General features: G+C 58.6%; 14 protein-coding genes and 4 tRNA genes. 5 read left to right on the forward strand and 13 right to left on the reverse strand.

The annotated features are described in order from the left end of the window. The 6 genes from AACY19_RS20955 to AACY19_RS20980 form a co-directional block, all read right to left on the reverse strand. Positions 1-1,771, reverse strand: a 1,771-nt coding sequence (locus AACY19_RS20955) for a DUF6531 domain-containing protein (protein ID WP_339453547.1), incomplete at its 3' end; no start/stop codon positions are given. Positions 1,772-2,001: 230 nt separating this feature from the next. Next, positions 2,002-2,409 carry a sel1 repeat family protein gene (locus AACY19_RS20960; RefSeq protein ID WP_339453548.1) on the reverse strand — a complete coding sequence of 136 codons (408 nt, stop codon included), beginning with the start codon at positions 2,407-2,409 and terminating at the stop codon, positions 2,002-2,004. Continuing rightward, a complete protein-coding gene (locus tag AACY19_RS20965; protein ID WP_003223109.1) occupies positions 2,410-2,781 on the reverse strand; it encodes a hypothetical protein in 372 nt (123 codons plus the stop codon). After that, positions 2,778-3,119, reverse strand: a complete 342-nt coding sequence (locus tag AACY19_RS20970) for a helix-turn-helix domain-containing protein (protein ID WP_339453549.1) — start codon at positions 3,117-3,119, stop codon at positions 2,778-2,780. The genes AACY19_RS20965 and AACY19_RS20970 overlap by 4 nt, the downstream gene beginning before the upstream one ends. 112 nt (positions 3,120-3,231) lie before the next feature. After that, positions 3,232-3,687: a YkvA family protein gene (locus AACY19_RS20975; RefSeq protein ID WP_339453550.1), complete on the reverse strand. Its 456-nt coding sequence runs from the start codon at positions 3,685-3,687 to the stop codon at positions 3,232-3,234. A 289-nt stretch (positions 3,688-3,976) separates the two neighbouring features. After that, positions 3,977-4,696 (reverse strand): FKBP-type peptidyl-prolyl cis-trans isomerase, encoded by a 720-nt coding sequence (locus tag AACY19_RS20980; protein WP_003223103.1) that lies wholly within the window; start codon positions 4,694-4,696, stop codon positions 3,977-3,979. A gap of 269 nt (positions 4,697-4,965) precedes the next feature. Between AACY19_RS20980 and AACY19_RS20985 the strand changes: the two genes are divergently transcribed. Both AACY19_RS20985 and AACY19_RS20990 read left to right on the forward strand, forming a co-directional pair. Beyond that, entirely contained in the window at positions 4,966-6,774 is a 1,809-nt protein-coding gene (locus tag AACY19_RS20985; RefSeq protein ID WP_339453551.1) for a di-heme-cytochrome C peroxidase, read from the forward strand. A 29-nt stretch (positions 6,775-6,803) separates the two neighbouring features. Then, a complete protein-coding gene (locus tag AACY19_RS20990) occupies positions 6,804-7,940 on the forward strand; it encodes a catalase family protein (protein ID WP_445262319.1) in 1,137 nt (378 codons plus the stop codon). Positions 7,941-8,037: 97 nt separating this feature from the next. Here the strand turns inward: AACY19_RS20990 and AACY19_RS20995 are convergent. From AACY19_RS20995 to AACY19_RS21010, 4 genes are all read right to left on the reverse strand, one after another. Then, positions 8,038-8,114: transfer RNA gene (locus AACY19_RS20995), tRNA-Asp, on the reverse strand. A gap of 19 nt (positions 8,115-8,133) precedes the next feature. Next, positions 8,134-8,209 (reverse strand) — tRNA-Val (locus tag AACY19_RS21000). Positions 8,210-8,405: 196 nt separating this feature from the next. Next, positions 8,406-8,482: transfer RNA gene (locus AACY19_RS21005), tRNA-Asp, on the reverse strand. A gap of 19 nt (positions 8,483-8,501) precedes the next feature. After that, positions 8,502-8,577: transfer RNA gene (locus AACY19_RS21010), tRNA-Val, on the reverse strand. Positions 8,578-8,736: 159 nt separating this feature from the next. Here AACY19_RS21010 and rdgC point away from each other — a divergent pair. The 3 genes from rdgC (at position 8,737) to sugE (ending at position 11,206) form a co-directional block, all read left to right on the forward strand. Beyond that, entirely contained in the window at positions 8,737-9,657 is a 921-nt protein-coding gene (gene rdgC / locus AACY19_RS21015) for a recombination-associated protein RdgC (protein ID WP_339453553.1), read from the forward strand. A gap of 150 nt (positions 9,658-9,807) precedes the next feature. Further along, positions 9,808-10,773, forward strand: coding sequence for a bile acid:sodium symporter family protein (locus AACY19_RS21020; RefSeq protein ID WP_339453554.1), 966 nt, complete (start codon positions 9,808-9,810; stop codon positions 10,771-10,773). Between the two features lie 118 nt (positions 10,774-10,891). Beyond that, complete coding sequence (gene sugE / locus AACY19_RS21025) at positions 10,892-11,206, forward strand: quaternary ammonium compound efflux SMR transporter SugE (protein ID WP_127652648.1); 315 nt, start codon at positions 10,892-10,894, stop codon at positions 11,204-11,206. Between the two features lie 113 nt (positions 11,207-11,319). Here sugE and AACY19_RS21030 read toward each other — a convergent pair whose 3' ends face one another. The 3 genes from AACY19_RS21030 to AACY19_RS21040 all read right to left on the reverse strand — a co-directional run bounded on the left by AACY19_RS21030 (position 11,320) and on the right by AACY19_RS21040 (position 14,860). Continuing rightward, positions 11,320-13,194 (reverse strand): MFS transporter, encoded by a 1,875-nt coding sequence (locus AACY19_RS21030; protein WP_339453555.1) that lies wholly within the window; start codon positions 13,192-13,194, stop codon positions 11,320-11,322. A gap of 97 nt (positions 13,195-13,291) precedes the next feature. Further along, positions 13,292-14,443, reverse strand: a complete 1,152-nt coding sequence (locus tag AACY19_RS21035; protein ID WP_339453698.1) for a TDT family transporter — start codon at positions 14,441-14,443, stop codon at positions 13,292-13,294. A gap of 105 nt (positions 14,444-14,548) precedes the next feature. Continuing rightward, positions 14,549-14,860, reverse strand: coding sequence for a cupin domain-containing protein (locus AACY19_RS21040; RefSeq protein WP_339453556.1), 312 nt, complete (start codon positions 14,858-14,860; stop codon positions 14,549-14,551). Positions 14,861-14,873: the final 13 nt, after the last annotated feature.

The following is a 14,873-nucleotide window of genomic DNA, read 5'->3' on the forward strand; positions in this document are numbered from 1 at the left end:
CGTAGCGGTAGCTGACGAGGGTTTGCTCAGTGAGCCAAGGCTCGGCCAGGTTCTGCGACGGGTCAAAACGCTGGTAATCAACCGCGATCAGGTGTGAGCGGTCGTAACGCAATAACAACGCCCGGCCGGCGCCGTTGTCCAGACGCTGAACACGCTCCTGACGATCCCGGGAAATGCGCAATCGGTTGTCATACGCATCACTGATCGCCGTCAGCCGCCCGTTGCGAAAGTGATAAAACCCCGCAACTGCCCCGGCCAGCGCAAGAATCAACTCCTGCGGCTCATCCCCGAGAAAAATCGCTGCCCGCGACAGGCTGTTGTGAATCGCCGGCCGCGCGACGCTCGGCATTGGAAACCGGGTACGCCGGTTCTCATGGTCGACCCAAACCACGAAATCGCCATCGAACTCCAGCCGATGCGCCAGCGAATGGCTCCAGCCAAAGCCCAGCCCGACGTCGATTTCAGCGGCACTGGTGCGATACAAGCGGGTGAACTCGAACGGCAACACGCCATCGAGCACAGCATCGTTGAGGGTCAGCAGTTCTTCGCCGGTGACCATCGACACCGGGCAGCCGTTGGTGCAGGTGAGCGTTACGCAGTCGGTGCTGTCGCCGTTGGGGTTTTTCGCCTGATCGGGCTTATCGTCGTGAGGTTCGTCTTTCTTCAGCGAGGCGTTGCGCCTCGCATTCCAGCGAAGTTGCATCCGGCCTTTTTTCACGCCGGCCGCTATGCCGCGCGCGGCAACGGTTTTGTATTGATCAACGTACTTGATGAAGCCGTTGACGATGGTGAACAGCGCCTTCACCAACCGCGTCACCGCTGACAGCAATTGAACCGCGCGATCTGCAAGACGCAGCGTCAGATAAGCGATCCCTGCGCCACCACTGGCGAAAGTCAGCACAACGCTGATCAGCACATCGATCAGTATTTGCACGATCATCATCGACGCCGCTTGAGCGGTTTTGCCGGCGATCTCACTGGGCGGCAACATCTCCAGCCAGAGACTCGCCGTGCGTAGCAGCAAACACAGAGCCGCCTCGTCACTGACCAGCAGTTGAAGCTTCTCCATCACCTCAGGCGCGGTAGCTGCCAGATTGATCAGATCAGTTGCACCACTGCCTAATTGCTCGGCGAACGCCCCAGGATCTTTGAGAATGTCCGACAGCATCCCGATGCTGTCCCACACCCTCTCAATCGCCGCCCAACTCCCGGCGAGCAAGCCGTTGCTCGCCGCAGTCGCCACCGACTGCGACCACTGCGGCTTGAACCCCTGCCACTCACTACGCAGCCAATCATCCAGCTCAAGGGTCAGGCCATCGTAGGACTCAAAAAGATCTTCAACCTGTTCCGGGCTGACAGCACCGTGCACTTGCACCCGGTAGAACTTGCCCTCTGCGCCCTTGAACTCACCCTTGCCCTGGGCATCAAGGGTCACCGGTGTTTTTTCGCCGCCATCCACCGCCACCACATCGACCTTGATGTTGCCCAGCGGGATGTCATACACCGATTCAAACTTGCTCTCGATCAACATCAGCCCGCCCTTCGGGCACTGGACGACGCTGGAGAAAAACTGGTCGTCGCTGCTGCTGACGGCGATATTGCTCTCGCCAAAGCGGATGATCCGCTCCATGCCCATCAACGACGGCAGATCGGCAGCATGGCTGACTGTGTCCGCGGAACGGCTGGCCCAGTGCTTGAGTTGCTCGCGATAGAGATTGAGCGTGTCGGGAAAGCTGTCGAGTGCTTGCTCGATGCGGGTGATGGCTTCCATCAGCGCACGCTTGGGTGCGGGATGGACTGAATAACCGGGTCGAACATGAGCGTTCCCTCGCGCAGAAATTAGGCGCGAGGACTTTGCGGGGGATCACTCAGGAAAGAAGTCAGACGAGTAGGCGATTGCTGTAGGAGAAGTCTGCAACACGTATATTTATGCAAAACCAACAGACGAAAACGGGGCGTGAGTTTTCCTCACGCCCCGTTTATTGATCGACACAAATGGATTTACTGCGTTGAGTTCCCGGCGCTCAGCTCTTTCAATTTCAGCTCGGCCAACGGATGCCCGGCGTTAGCCGCCATGCGCCACCAGCGGGCGGCCTCAACGGCATCCGGCGCTTTGCTCGGCGAGCCAGCGAGGCTGATCACGCCGATCTGATAGGCTGCTTTGCCATCGCCCGCCAATGCCGCCAGACGCAACAAGCGCACGCCCTCTTCACGGGCTCCCAGCCCCACACCCCGAAACATCAGGATGTGTCCGTAGAAACTTTGCGCGCCGACATCGCCGAGGGCAGCCATGCGCGCGAACTGGCCCTCGAGCCAGCGCCAGCCGCGGGGCTGACGCACGAACCAGGACCAGTGAAACAGCCGCCGGGCCAGCCAGTAACCGGCCCGCGCCTTGAGGTGTAAAAACACTCAGGCCTCCGCCGATTCCGGGTATTCGTACTCGAAGACTCTGACCACTTCCGACGCATGCCACGACGCGGCGGCCACCCCATCGGACGGGCCGGAAAACCGCCCCAGACGCTCGACACATTCAAAAAAACCGGTGCGCGGCAGGCGACTGGCGCCTTGGCTGATGACCAGCGAACTGCGCAATGGCTGTTCGGCCTTGGCGTCGAGTGCGGCCAGATGCTCAAGCGCGGCGGTCAAGGTTTGCATCGCCGGCGTCGGCAATTGCAACCGTTCGAGCAAAGCCCGGTAGGTCAGCAAATGGCGCTGCCTGCGGGCCTGATCCAGTTCCCCCAGCAATCCGTCCCAATGTTGACGACTGATGCGAACGCTCACGATTCGTCCCTCCACCCTGGCACCGTCAATTCCCAGGCCAGGCTGCGGCGAATCGCGGCGTCGGGCAGACGCTCACCACTTTCGATCATGGCCAGATAAGACGGGCTGATGCCTACCGTGCGGGCGAGCGCCTCGATGGCGATGCCCTTCCCTTCGCGCAAACTGCGTAGTTGATCCAGACCGGGAAGAATCGGGTCTGGTGATGCCGCAAGTGGCGCTGGAGCCGGCTGCGACGGTGCTTCGTTGATGCCTGCTGCTTTCAGTAGAGCCTGATACTGAGCCCATGGCAGAACCGCGTATTCGGGCTCGCCATCGCGTGCAATTATCTGAATATCCATGACTACCCCGTAGGACAACAACACTTAGCGAGTCGGCACTTTTCCCTAGAAGTGTAATCCTAACAGCGGCCAAGGTCGCGGGGGGTATCTATCTGCAAACGGGATGGGGGAATCAGGGCTTTTTCGGACCCTGAATCTGCAATTGCTCGGGGGTATCAGGCAGACGTTCGACGACGGCGAGTTTTTCCGGGCGCTGGCGATTGCGCCAGAGCCGGAAGGCGTTGAGCTCGTCGTCGAGGGTTTTCATCAGCCAGGCGAGCACGGCAATGTCATCGAGCATGCCGAACATCGGAATGAAATCCGGGATCGCATCCACCGGACTGAGGAAGTACATCAAACCCGCAACCACCGAGATCAGTGCTTTCGGACTGATCGCGCGGTACTCGCCACGCCAATAGGCCAGGCACAGCGCCTGGAGCAGGCGCAGGTCGTCCTTGAGCTTGCCGAGGCGATTGCCTTGCGCGGCCCCTTTGCTGGCCACGGCGAACAACAGGGTCGGCAAGCGGCCACGGGCCAGCAATCGACCGGCCAGGGGCAGGAATCGAGCGAAATTCCACGGAGCTTTCATCTATTCCTCCCTTTGAAATGTTATCCACACAAATTGTGGATAACCTTGTGAACAGAGCTGCATTTCAGCGCTGAGAGCCCCGTTTCATAAGGGCTGCGCTCAGATCGGGCGTTTTTTACTCACATAAAAAACCCCAATATTTCATTGACTTGGCAGCTCAGGGCGTCTAGTGCGGGCAGCCTCAAAGCTATGACTCTCCCAGTGCGCATCGGTTCGCTCTGTTTAACCTTGCCATGGTCCGGATGCAACAACGCCCCGCATAAGCGAGGCGTTGTTTAAACGATGCTGATTACTTCGCAGCAGCAGCGTCTTCTTTAGCCGGGTCCTTGATGGCCAGCAGTTCCAGGTCGAAAACCAGAACCGAGTTGGCCGGGATTGCCGGGCTTGGCGATTGTGCGCCGTAAGCCAGATCGCTAGGGATGTACAGCTTGTACTTCTCGCCAACGTGCATCAATTGCAGACCTTCAACCCAACCCGGGATCACACCGCTGACTGGCAGATCGATCGGGCTGCCGCGCTCGACGGAGCTGTCGAATACGGTGCCGTTGGTCAGCTTGCCGGTGTAGTGAACGGTCACTACGTCGGTCGGCTTAGGCTGTGGACCGTCAGCTTTCTTGATCACTTCGTACTGCAGGCCGGAAGCGGTGGTAGTGACACCGGCCTTCTTGCCGTTTTCTTCGAGGAATTTCTTGCCGGCGGCTGCCGACTCTTCGCTCATCTTGGCCATGCGCTCTTCAGCGCGCTTTTGCAGCGCGGCGAAGGCTTCGACCAGCTCTTCATCTTTCAGCTTCTGTTCTTTCTTGCCGACGGCATCTTCGATGCCCTGGGCTACCGCTTTGGAGTCCAGATCATCCATGCCTTCCTGAGCAAGGCTCTTGCCCATGTTCAGGCCGATACCGTAGGAAGCTTTTTGCGCCGGGGTTTTAAGCTCTACGCTGGTCTGCGAATCACAACCCGCGAGGACCAGGCTAACCAGGGCAACCGCCGCCGCCAACCGATGCTGTTTCATGCTATTTCCTTGTTCATGCGCCGAATGGGCAATCGAGTAAAGCCGCGAGCTTATCAGGCCGCCACGACCAATGGCTACCGGCATGAGAGCAGGAATCTTCCGATAAGTTCAGGGATTAAAACGCATTAAGGCAACGCCACGATGAAGCTTCTGTCATCTGCGCCTGACAACGATCAAATCGCGTTCCCTCAACATCTGGCGTAATGGCCACTTGCCCACACGGACTGACTCAGGCATAACAACGTAACAAATCGACAAGGATGTTTATCTTGCGCCTCTTATTTCGTGTGCTGACTCTGATCGCGGTGCTGGCGGGACTCGTCCTGGCAGTGGTTTTGTATTACGTCGCCAATCCGAAGTTGCCCTTCTACACCCCGGCGCAACAGGTGCACTACCTCAATCAATGGAGTGAAGACGAGCGGCAAACCTATTACTTCACCCCTCAGGGTACGCAGGTCAAAGGCTTGCGGTATGAGTGGTTCCAGGCACTGGAACTGCCGTTCTCCGAACAACGCTTCGCCTCTCCCGACTACCTCGCCCGTTTCGGTTTTCTCGTCGACCCGCAACAACAAGCCACGTCGATCAATCCCGGCAACCTGCCCGTAGGTTTTGCCCGCCATCAGAATACTGGCGGCACGGAGCAATACCTCGACATCACCTGCGCCGCTTGCCATACCGGTGAATTGCGCTTCAAAGGCCAGGCGATCCGCATCGACGGTGGCACGGCTCAGCACGTATTGCCTTCCAGTGTTCCTACATTACGCGGCGGCAGCTTCGGACAGGCGTTGGTCGCGAGCCTGACATCGACTTACTACAACCCGTGGAAATTCGAGCGCTTCGCCCGCAACGTGCTGGGCAATGAGTACGACGCCCGCCATGAGCAACTGCGCAAAGACTTTAAAACCGCGCTGGATACCTTCCTCAAAGTCGCCTGGAACGACACCCATCGCGGCCTTTACCCGACCGAGGAGGGCCCGGGCCGCACCGACGCGTTCGGGCGGATTGCCAACGCCACATTCGGCGATGCGATTTCCCCCGCCAACTACCGCGTCGCCAATGCGCCAGTGGATTACCCGCAACTGTGGGACATGTGGACCTTCGATTGGGTGCAATGGAACGGCTCAGCGCAGCAGCCGATGGCGCGCAATATCGGCGAGGCGCTGGGCGTGGGCGCAACCCTGAGCTTCTTCGACGCCAATGGCCAGCCACTGCAAGGCGATGCACGTTATGCCTCCAGCGTTCGTGTCCGCGATCTGCACAAAATCGAAGAAACCCTGCAACAACTCAAGCCGCCCGCCTGGCCGGAAGAACTATTGGGCGTGGTCGACAAACCACTGGCCGCCAAGGGACGCAATCTGTTTGCCGAGAACTGCGCGAGCTGCCACGTTCCGCGCAAAACCGAAACAGACGGACGCTGGGTGCAGCATTTGCACATGCTGCCAGTGGACGTTATCGGCACCGATCCGAATGCAGCCAACAACATCGCCAGCCATCGCTTCGACCTGACGCCCTTGCAATGGGATCTGAAAGAGCTGGAAAACATGGACGTAAAATTGCATCCGAAGCCCACGGAACCGCTCGATCTGAGCCAATTGTCTGTGGCCAAAGGCCTGGCATACGTCACTGCCTTCGTCGAAAAACGCGCGTACCGCGAGGCCAACGTCAGCCCCGAAGAGAAGCCGAAACTCGACGGTTTTGGCCTGCCCATCGGGGTGCGCGAAAAGGTTGCCTACAAGGCGCGACCGCTGGACGGCGTTTGGGCCACTGCGCCTTTTCTGCACAACGGTTCGGTGCCGAACATTTATCAGTTGCTGTCGCCGCAGGATGAACGCGCGACCACCTTCTATAAAGGTACGTTCGAATACGATCCGGGACACCTGGGGTATCGCACCGAAGCCTTTACCAATGGTTTCCTGTTCGACACGCGCATCAGCGGCAACCACAACAGCGGTCACGAATTCCGCGCCGGCGAACGCGGCAATGGCGTTATCGGCCGGTTGCTGCTGCCGGAAGAACGCTGGGCCTTGCTCGAATACCTGAAAGTTCTTGGCGGTCCACTGGAGGCGCAATTGCCATGATCATGCCGACCTTCAAGAAGGAACTGCCGTTGCTGGCGCGACTCTGGTTATGGCTGGGGCGCCTGCTGGGCAAAACGCTGCTGATTGTCCTCGTTATCGCGTTGTCGGGTTGGGCCGTCGCCGCCGCCTGGTTCGCCTGGCAGCACCGTGGCCCGGTCTCCGCGCTGGAACAGATTCCACCCGGCGAAGCGGCGATGACTCAGGACGTGATCCAGACCGCCGTGCGCATCGTCGATCAGCATCGAGAGGGCACGCGATATCTGCGCGATGCCCATGCCAAGGCACATGGCTGTGTAAAGGCGCAGGTGCAGGTGTTGCCGGAACTGGAACAGTCGCTGCGGCAGGGGGTTTTCAGTGAACCTGGGAAAACCTGGCAGGCGATGATCCGTTTCTCCAACGGCAATGCCTACCCGCAATTCGACAGCATGCGCGATGCCCGGGGCATGGCAATCAAGTTGCTGGAGGTGCCGGGAAAATCCTTGCTCAGTGACCGCCAGGCACAACACGAACAGGATTTCGTGATGTTCAGTCATCCGAACTTCTTTGTCAGCGATGTCGCCGAGTACCGTCAGAATGTGGCGGCGCAGGCTGATGGAAAGAAAGTCATGGCGTTCTTTCCGGGGTGGGACCCGCGCACCTGGCAGGTCCGTCATCTGTTCATCGCCCTGGCCACGCTGTCGCCACCGCCAGACAGTCCGACGGGGACGACCTACTTTTCGGTTTCGCCCTACAAATTTGGCGAGGCCAATGCAAAGTTTCGGGTCGCGCCGGCCCCGGACAATTGCCCGGCCTACACCCTGCCCCGGCAGAATCAAGACTTGCCGAACTTCCTGCGCAGCGCTTTGAATCAGCAGTTGTCAACGGATCGGGTGCCGGCGTGTTTCGTTCTGCAGATCCAGCGGCAGGATGCGAACAAATACATGCCAATTGAAGACACGAGTATTGAATGGCGTGAGCAGGATTCACCGTTTGCAACGGTTGCGCGGATAACGTTGCCGCCGCAGGACTTCGACACACCGGCGCTGAATCTGGCTTGTGACAACCTGTCGTTCAATCCGTGGTTCGGGATTGAGGCGCACCGGCCGATTGGCGGGATCAATCGCTTGCGCAAAGCGGTGTATGAGGCAGTGAGCGATTACCGGCACAGCCAGAACGCCACCCAGTAGTGGCCGGCAGATGATTTCCTGAATCCCGGACAGCAAAAAGCCCGCACTAGGCGGGCTCTCTGTGGAATCTGGCGTTCAGTGTTCCAGATTCCGAATATGGCGCAGCGGACGGGACTCGAACCCGCGACCCCCGGCGTGACAGGCCGGTATTCTAACCGACTGAACTACCGCTGCGCTAAACGCTTGAAACGAATGGTGGGTGATGACGGGATCGAACCGCCGACATTCTGCTTGTAAGGCAGACGCTCTCCCAGCTGAGCTAATCACCCATTGCTTCGCTTCGTTACGGGACGCATTATGCCACAAGTTTTCGTAAAGTGTTGATTTAATTGAAGTTTTTTTCAAATAAATCCGAAAACCGATAAAACGACACATCCCGCGGGTACAACCTTGGAGCAGAAAAAAACCCGCCTTGGCGGGTTTTTCCGTGGTGACCTGGCGTTCAGTGGTCCAGGTTACCGAATATGGCGCAGCGGACGGGACTCGAACCCGCGACCCCCGGCGTGACAGGCCGGTATTCTAACCGACTGAACTACCGCTGCGCTAAACACTTGAAACGAATGGTGGGTGATGACGGGATCGAACCGCCGACATTCTGCTTGTAAGGCAGACGCTCTCCCAGCTGAGCTAATCACCCTTCGCTTCGGTGTGGCGCGCATTCTACGGAGCGACCCAACCTCTGGCAAGCACTTTTTTAAATAATTTTCTCAGGCCTTCCAAAGGCTTAGAGAAGGGTTGGCCTATGACCCGGCGAAGACAATAATGCCCCCCTTTGTATAAAGGAGAGACTCACCCCATGTGGTTCAAAAACCTGCTTATCTATCGCCTGACCCAAGACCTGCCTGTCGATGCCGAGGCGCTGGAAACTGCACTGGCCACCAAACTGGCGCGTCCATGTGCAAGCCAGGAGTTGACCACCTACGGTTTCGTCGCGCCGTTCGGCAAAGGCGAAGATGCTCCATTGGTGCACGTCAGCGGTGACTTCCTGCTGATCGCGGCCCGTAAAGAAGAACGCATTCTGCCGGGCAGCGTCGTGCGTGACGCGGTCAAGGAAAAGGTCGAAGAGATCGAAGCCGAACAGATGCGCAAGGTCTATAAGAAGGAACGCGATCAGATCAAGGATGAAATCATCCAGGCCTTCCTGCCGCGCGCCTTTATTCGTCGTTCGTCGACCTTCGCCGCCATCGCGCCGAAACAGGGCCTGATCCTGGTCAACTCGGCCAGCCCGAAACGCGCTGAAGACCTGCTCTCCACCCTGCGCGAAGTGATCGGCACCCTGCCTGTCCGTCCGCTGACCGTGAAAATGGCACCGACCGCGGTCATGACTGACTGGGTCACCACGCAAAAAGCCGCCGACGACTTCTATGTACTGGACGAGTGCGAGCTGCGTGACACTCACGAAGACGGCGGCATCGTGCGTTGCAAACGTCAGGACCTGACCAGCGAAGAGATCCAGTTGCACTTGAGCACCGGCAAAGTGGTCACGCAGTTGTCGCTGGCCTGGCAGGACAAACTGTCGTTCATGCTTGATGACAAGATGACCGTCAAGCGTCTGAAGTTCGAAGATCTGCTGCAGGATCAGGCGGAGCAGGACGGCGGCGATGAGGCCCTCGGCCAACTGGACGCCAGCTTCACCCTGATGATGCTGACCTTCGGTGACTTCCTGCCGGCGCTGGTCGACGCGCTGGGTGGCGAAGAGACGCCGCAGGGGATCTGACCTCTGGCGAGTTTCAAAACGGTGGGAGCGGGCTTGCTCGCGAAGGCGTCATAACAGTCAACATCCTCGTTGAATGTCAGCCCGCTTTTGCAAGCAAGCCCGCTCCCACAATTGGTTCTGTGGTGTTCATTCAATAATAAGGATCAGGCCATGCGCCCACTGGCTGCACTCAGCCGTTTCGTCGGCAACACTTTCGCTTACTGGGTTCTGATTTTTGCGGTGGTAGCGTTCCTGCAACCGGCATGGTTCCTAGGTCTCAAAAGCGCGATCGTGCCGCTGCTGGGTCTGGTGATGTTTGGCATGGGCCTGACCCTCAAACTCGATGACTTCGCTGCTGTCGCCCGCCATCCGTGGCGTGTGGCGCTCGGCGTGGTTGCACATTTCGTGATCATGCCCGGCATGGCATGGTTGCTCTGCCAGGTGTTTCACCTGCCTGCGGAAATCGCCGTCGGCGTCATTCTGGTAGGTTGCTGTCCGAGTGGCACCTCGTCCAACGTGATGACCTGGCTGGCGCGTGGCGATCTGGCGCTGTCGGTGGCCATTGCCGCCGTGACCACCCTCCTCGCTCCACTGCTGACGCCGGCACTGATCTGGCTGCTGGCTTCGGCATGGCTGCCGGTGTCATTCATGGAGCTGTTCTGGTCGATCCTGCAAGTGGTACTGCTGCCGATCATTCTCGGCGTGGTCGCCCAACGTCTGCTCGGTGACAAGGTTCGCCATGCAGTGGAGGTATTGCCGTTGGTGTCGGTGGTCAGCATCGTGATCATCGTGACCGCTGTCGTCGCCGCCAGCCAGGCGAAGATTGCCGAATCCGGTCTGTTGATCATGGCCGTGGTGATGCTGCATAACAGCTTCGGTTATCTGCTGGGTTACTTCACCGGACGTTTGTTCAAGTTGCCACTGACCCAGCGCAAGTCACTGGCACTGGAAGTCGGCATGCAGAATTCGGGCTTGGGCGCGGCACTGGCCAGTGCACACTTTTCGCCATTGGCGGCGGTGCCGAGTGCTTTGTTCAGCGTGTGGCACAACATTTCCGGGGCGCTACTTTCGACCTACTTCCGCCGCATGAGCGAAAAGGAAGATCGCGAGACCTTAGCGCAACAGGCGGCCGACTGAGCCGTAAACTTGATCCCCGGATTAATGCTCGGCAAACTTGGCGCAGCGCAGGGACGACCCTGCGGCTCGATCAAGTCATTAATCTGGGGACGACCCCGTCAATCGATGGAGGTCTTTCATGTCCTGGATCATTCTGTTTTTCGCTGGCCTGTTCGAAGTCGGCTGGGCTGTCGGCCTGAAATACACCGACGGTTTCACTCGCCCACTCCCCACCGTTCTGACCGTTGCGGCCATGGCCATCAGCCTTGGCCTGCTGGGCCTTGCGATGAAGGAACTGCCGCTGGGCACGGCGTATGCGATCTGGACCGGCGTCGGTGCCGTGGGCACGGTGATTGCCGGGATCATTCTGTTTGGCGAGTCGATGGCGCTGATTCGGCTGGCGAGTGTGGCGTTGATCATTACCGGTTTGATTGGCCTTAAGATCAGCGCTTAGGCCACTACCGCTTTCGCGAGCAGGCTCGCGCCCACATTAAACCGCGCTCCGTCAGAGGAATACGATCAACTGTGGGAGCGAGCCTGCTCGCGAAGAGGCCCTTGAAACGCCGACTATCTGACTGCCCCGCGCAACGCCCCTACCAACCCCTGCAAATGCGCCGGCTCCGCCGCATCAACGTCCACCGGCGCTCCCGCCACCAACGTCACGCGCGACCACAATCGGTGAAAAAAACCCTTGTTCGGATCGCGACTGAAGAAACTCCCCCACAACCCCTGCAACGCCAGCGGAATCACCGGCACCGGGGTCTCTTCAAGAATCCGCGTCAGCCCGCCCTTGAATTCGTTCATCTCGCCGTCGGCGGTCAACTTGCCCTCCGGGAAAATACACACCAGCTCACCGTCCTGCAGATACTGGGCAATACGCGTGAAGGCCCTTTCGTAGATCTGGATGTCTTCCTGGCGGCCAGCGATAGGAATAGCGCCCGCCGTGCGGAAGATAAAGTTCAGCACCGGCAGGTTGTAGATCTTGTAGTACATGACAAAGCGAATCGGCCGACGTACCGCGCCACCAATCAGCAAGGCATCGACGAACGATACATGGTTGCACACCAGCAATGCCGCGCCCTCATCGGGAATCGCCTCAAGATTGCGATGTTCGACGCGGTACATGGAATGGCTGAGCAGCCAGATCAGGAAGCGCATGCTGAACTCGGGAACGATTTTGAAGATATAGGCGTTGACGCCGATGTTCAGCAGCGACACCACCAGGAACAGCTGTGGAATCGACAGTTTCACCACGCTCAGCAACACGATGGACACGACTGCCGAGATCACCATGAACAGCGCGTTGAGAATATTGTTGGCGGCAATCACCCGGGCCCGTTCGTTCTCGGCCGTGCGCGACTGGATCAACGCGTACAGCGGCACGATATAGAAGCCGCCAAAGATGCCGAGGCCGAGGATGTCGATCAGCACCGCCCAAGTGTGAACGAAGCCCAACACTTCGATCCAGCCATGACCGGTGACGCTGTCGGGGATGCCGCCGGAATGCCACCACAGCAACAGGCCAAACACCGTCAGACCAAACGAGCCGAACGGCACAAGGCCGATCTCGACCTTACGCCCGGACAGCTTCTCGCACAGCATCGAACCCATCGCGATACCGACCGAGAACACCGTCAGAATCAGGGTGACCACGGTTTCGTCGCCGTGCATCCACTCCTTGGCATAAGCCGGAATCTGCGTCAGGTAAATCGCCCCGACAAACCAGAACCAGGAATTGCCGACAATCGAGCGCGACACCGCTGGCGTCTGGCCCAAACCGAGTTTCAGAGTGGCCCAGGATTGACTGAAGATGTTCCAGTTCAGGCGCATTTGCGGAGAGGCCGCTGCCGCGCGCGGAATACCCCGGCTGGCCAGATAACCCAGTACCGCGATACCGACAATGGCGGTCGACACCAGTGGCGCGTAATGACTCGAGGACATGATGACCCCAGCGCCGATGGTGCCGGCAAGAATTGCCAGAAAGGTGCCCATCTCCACCAGTCCGTTGCCACCAACCAGTTCATCCTCGCGCAACGCCTGCGGCAGGATCGAATACTTCACCGGCCCGAACAGCGCGGAGTGCGTGCCCATCGCAAACAGGGCCACCAGCATCAGCGATAAATGATCGAAGAGGAAACCGACCGATCCTACGGCCATGATCGCAATTTCCGCGAGTTTGATCAGACGGATCAGCGCGTCCTTGGCGAATTTTTCCCCAAACTGTCCGGCCAGCGCCGAAAACAGGAAAAACGGCAGGATAAACAGCAGCGCACACAGGTTGACCCAGATCGAGCGGTCACCCTCGATGGTCAGCCGGTACAGAATTGCGAGGATCAACGACTGTTTAAACACGTTGTCGTTAAATGCACCCAGCGACTGGGTGATGAAGAACGGCAGAAAGCGCCGGGTGCGAAGCAGGTTGAACTGTGAGGGGTGACTCATCTTCCGTGTTTCCCTGATGTCGGTAGAGAATGGCCTGGATCTGCTTATTGGAATCTCGAAGTGCGATCCAGGCCACACCTTACCTAAACTTTTCAGGTTATTTCTTCAATCCTGCGATGCAGGGCGAGACAAACAGCTCACCGCGCCATGCGCCTTGCAGGGTGCGTTTGCCGACGATCAGCCACATTACCGCCAATAAAGTCACCAGCGCGGTGCCGAAAACACTGAAAAAGCTCAAGTTCAACACGCTCGCCAGCTTCAAGGTCGCCAGCGAATACACGCCCAATGGAAAGGTGAAGCCCCACCAGCCAAGGTTGAACGGAATGCCGTCACGCAAGTAGCGCACGGTGATCAGCAAAGCCATCAGCATCCACCACAGACCAAAGCCCCACAGGGTTATCCCGGCCACAAGTCCCAGACCTGCGGCGATTTCACCGACGCCCGACAAACCATTGGCCGCGAAAATCGCCGGCGCATCAGCGCCGAGCAACAACATGCCGAGCGCACCGGTGCCAATCGGGCCGAGGGCCAGCCAGCTCGAGGCGGCCATGCTTTCGTGGGGCAGTTTGTGCAAGGCCATGCGCAGCAACAGGATCGTCAGAATGCTGAACGCTACCGGTAGGGAAAATGCCCAGAGCACGTAGCTTGTGGTCAACATCACCAGTTGCGAGTGGGCATCGGTGAGGTGCGGCGCGAGCAAACCGCCGCTGGCCGCTGCAACTTCCGCCGCCACGACCGGCAACAGCCAGACCGCCGTCATCTGATCGATGCTGTGCTCCTGACGGGTGAACATCATGTACGGAATCAACACGCCGCAGGCCAGCGACATCGCCACATCCATCCACCACAGCACTTCGGCCAGGTGAATCACCCCATCGCCCCAACGCGGTAAGCCAAACACCAGAAAGCCGTTGATGATGGTCGCCAGGCCCATGGGGATAGTGCCGAAGAACATCGATACCGTGGAATGCCCGAAAATGCGCCGCGCTTCGTCGAAAAACACGATCCAGCGCGCGGCATAAGCAGCGGCAAACACAGTGAACAACAGAATATTGAACAGCCACAGTCCTTCGGCCACAGCGTGCATGCCCGGGATGGCGATGGGCAATTGCGCCAACGCCAGCGCCAACACGCCGGTGCCCATGGTCGCGGCGAACCAGTTGGGGGTGAATTGACGGATCACTTCACGCGGGTGCTGAAGTTGACTGAAAAGCTTGATGCCGGGTTTGGCGCTGTTGGGGCAAATCATCATGAACTCCTATCCTCTGGTGAGGTTGAGTTCATGGTAGAACCGAATCGAATATCTATATAACGGGTAATATCTCTAACTGTTATCTATTGTACCGATAAGCAGTCAAATGCTCCCTTCGCTCTCGATCACCAGAATCCGCGCCGCGCCCTGAGGATGGGCGACATGTTCAGTGCCGACCGAGGCGTAAAAGATATCGCCGACGTCCAACTGCACCTGTTTTTCTTCACCCTGTTCGCGGTAATGCATCAGCACCTGGCCATCGAGCACCACGAACACTTCCTCGCCATCGTTGACGTGCCACTTGTAGGGTTGATCGGTCCAGTGCAGGCGCGTGGTGATGCCGTTCATGCTGGCGATATCCAGTGCGCCCCAGGCTCGCTCGGCGGTGAAGGTCTTGCTGCGAATAATCTTCATGGTTCGATCCGTG

Origin of the sequence: Pseudomonas sp. EA_5y_Pfl2_R50, assembly GCF_963970475.1 — a bacterium.
Lineage (GTDB): Bacteria > Pseudomonadota > Gammaproteobacteria > Pseudomonadales > Pseudomonadaceae > Aquipseudomonas.

Bases quoted from the DNA above. Each gene is read 5' to 3' on its own strand.
- AACY19_RS21030 (WP_339453555.1), bottom strand. From the start codon at position 13,194: ATGAGTCACCCCTCACAGTTCAACCTGCTTCGCACCCGGCGCTTTCTG.
- AACY19_RS21035 (WP_339453698.1), bottom strand. From the start codon at position 14,443: ATGATTTGCCCCAACAGCGCCAAACCCGGCATCAAGCTTTTCAGTCAA.
- AACY19_RS21040 (WP_339453556.1), bottom strand. From the start codon at position 14,860: ATGAAGATTATTCGCAGCAAGACCTTCACCGCCGAGCGAGCCTGGGGC.
- AACY19_RS21020 (WP_339453554.1), top strand. From the start codon at position 9,808: ATGCGCCCACTGGCTGCACTCAGCCGTTTCGTCGGCAACACTTTCGCT.
- rdgC (WP_339453553.1), top strand. From the start codon at position 8,737: ATGTGGTTCAAAAACCTGCTTATCTATCGCCTGACCCAAGACCTGCCT.
- AACY19_RS20975 (WP_339453550.1), bottom strand. From the start codon at position 3,687: ATGAAAGCTCCGTGGAATTTCGCTCGATTCCTGCCCCTGGCCGGTCGA.
- AACY19_RS20970 (WP_339453549.1), bottom strand. From the start codon at position 3,119: ATGGATATTCAGATAATTGCACGCGATGGCGAGCCCGAATACGCGGTT.
- sugE (WP_127652648.1), top strand. From the start codon at position 10,892: ATGTCCTGGATCATTCTGTTTTTCGCTGGCCTGTTCGAAGTCGGCTGG.
- AACY19_RS20980 (WP_003223103.1), bottom strand. From the start codon at position 4,696: ATGAAACAGCATCGGTTGGCGGCGGCGGTTGCCCTGGTTAGCCTGGTC.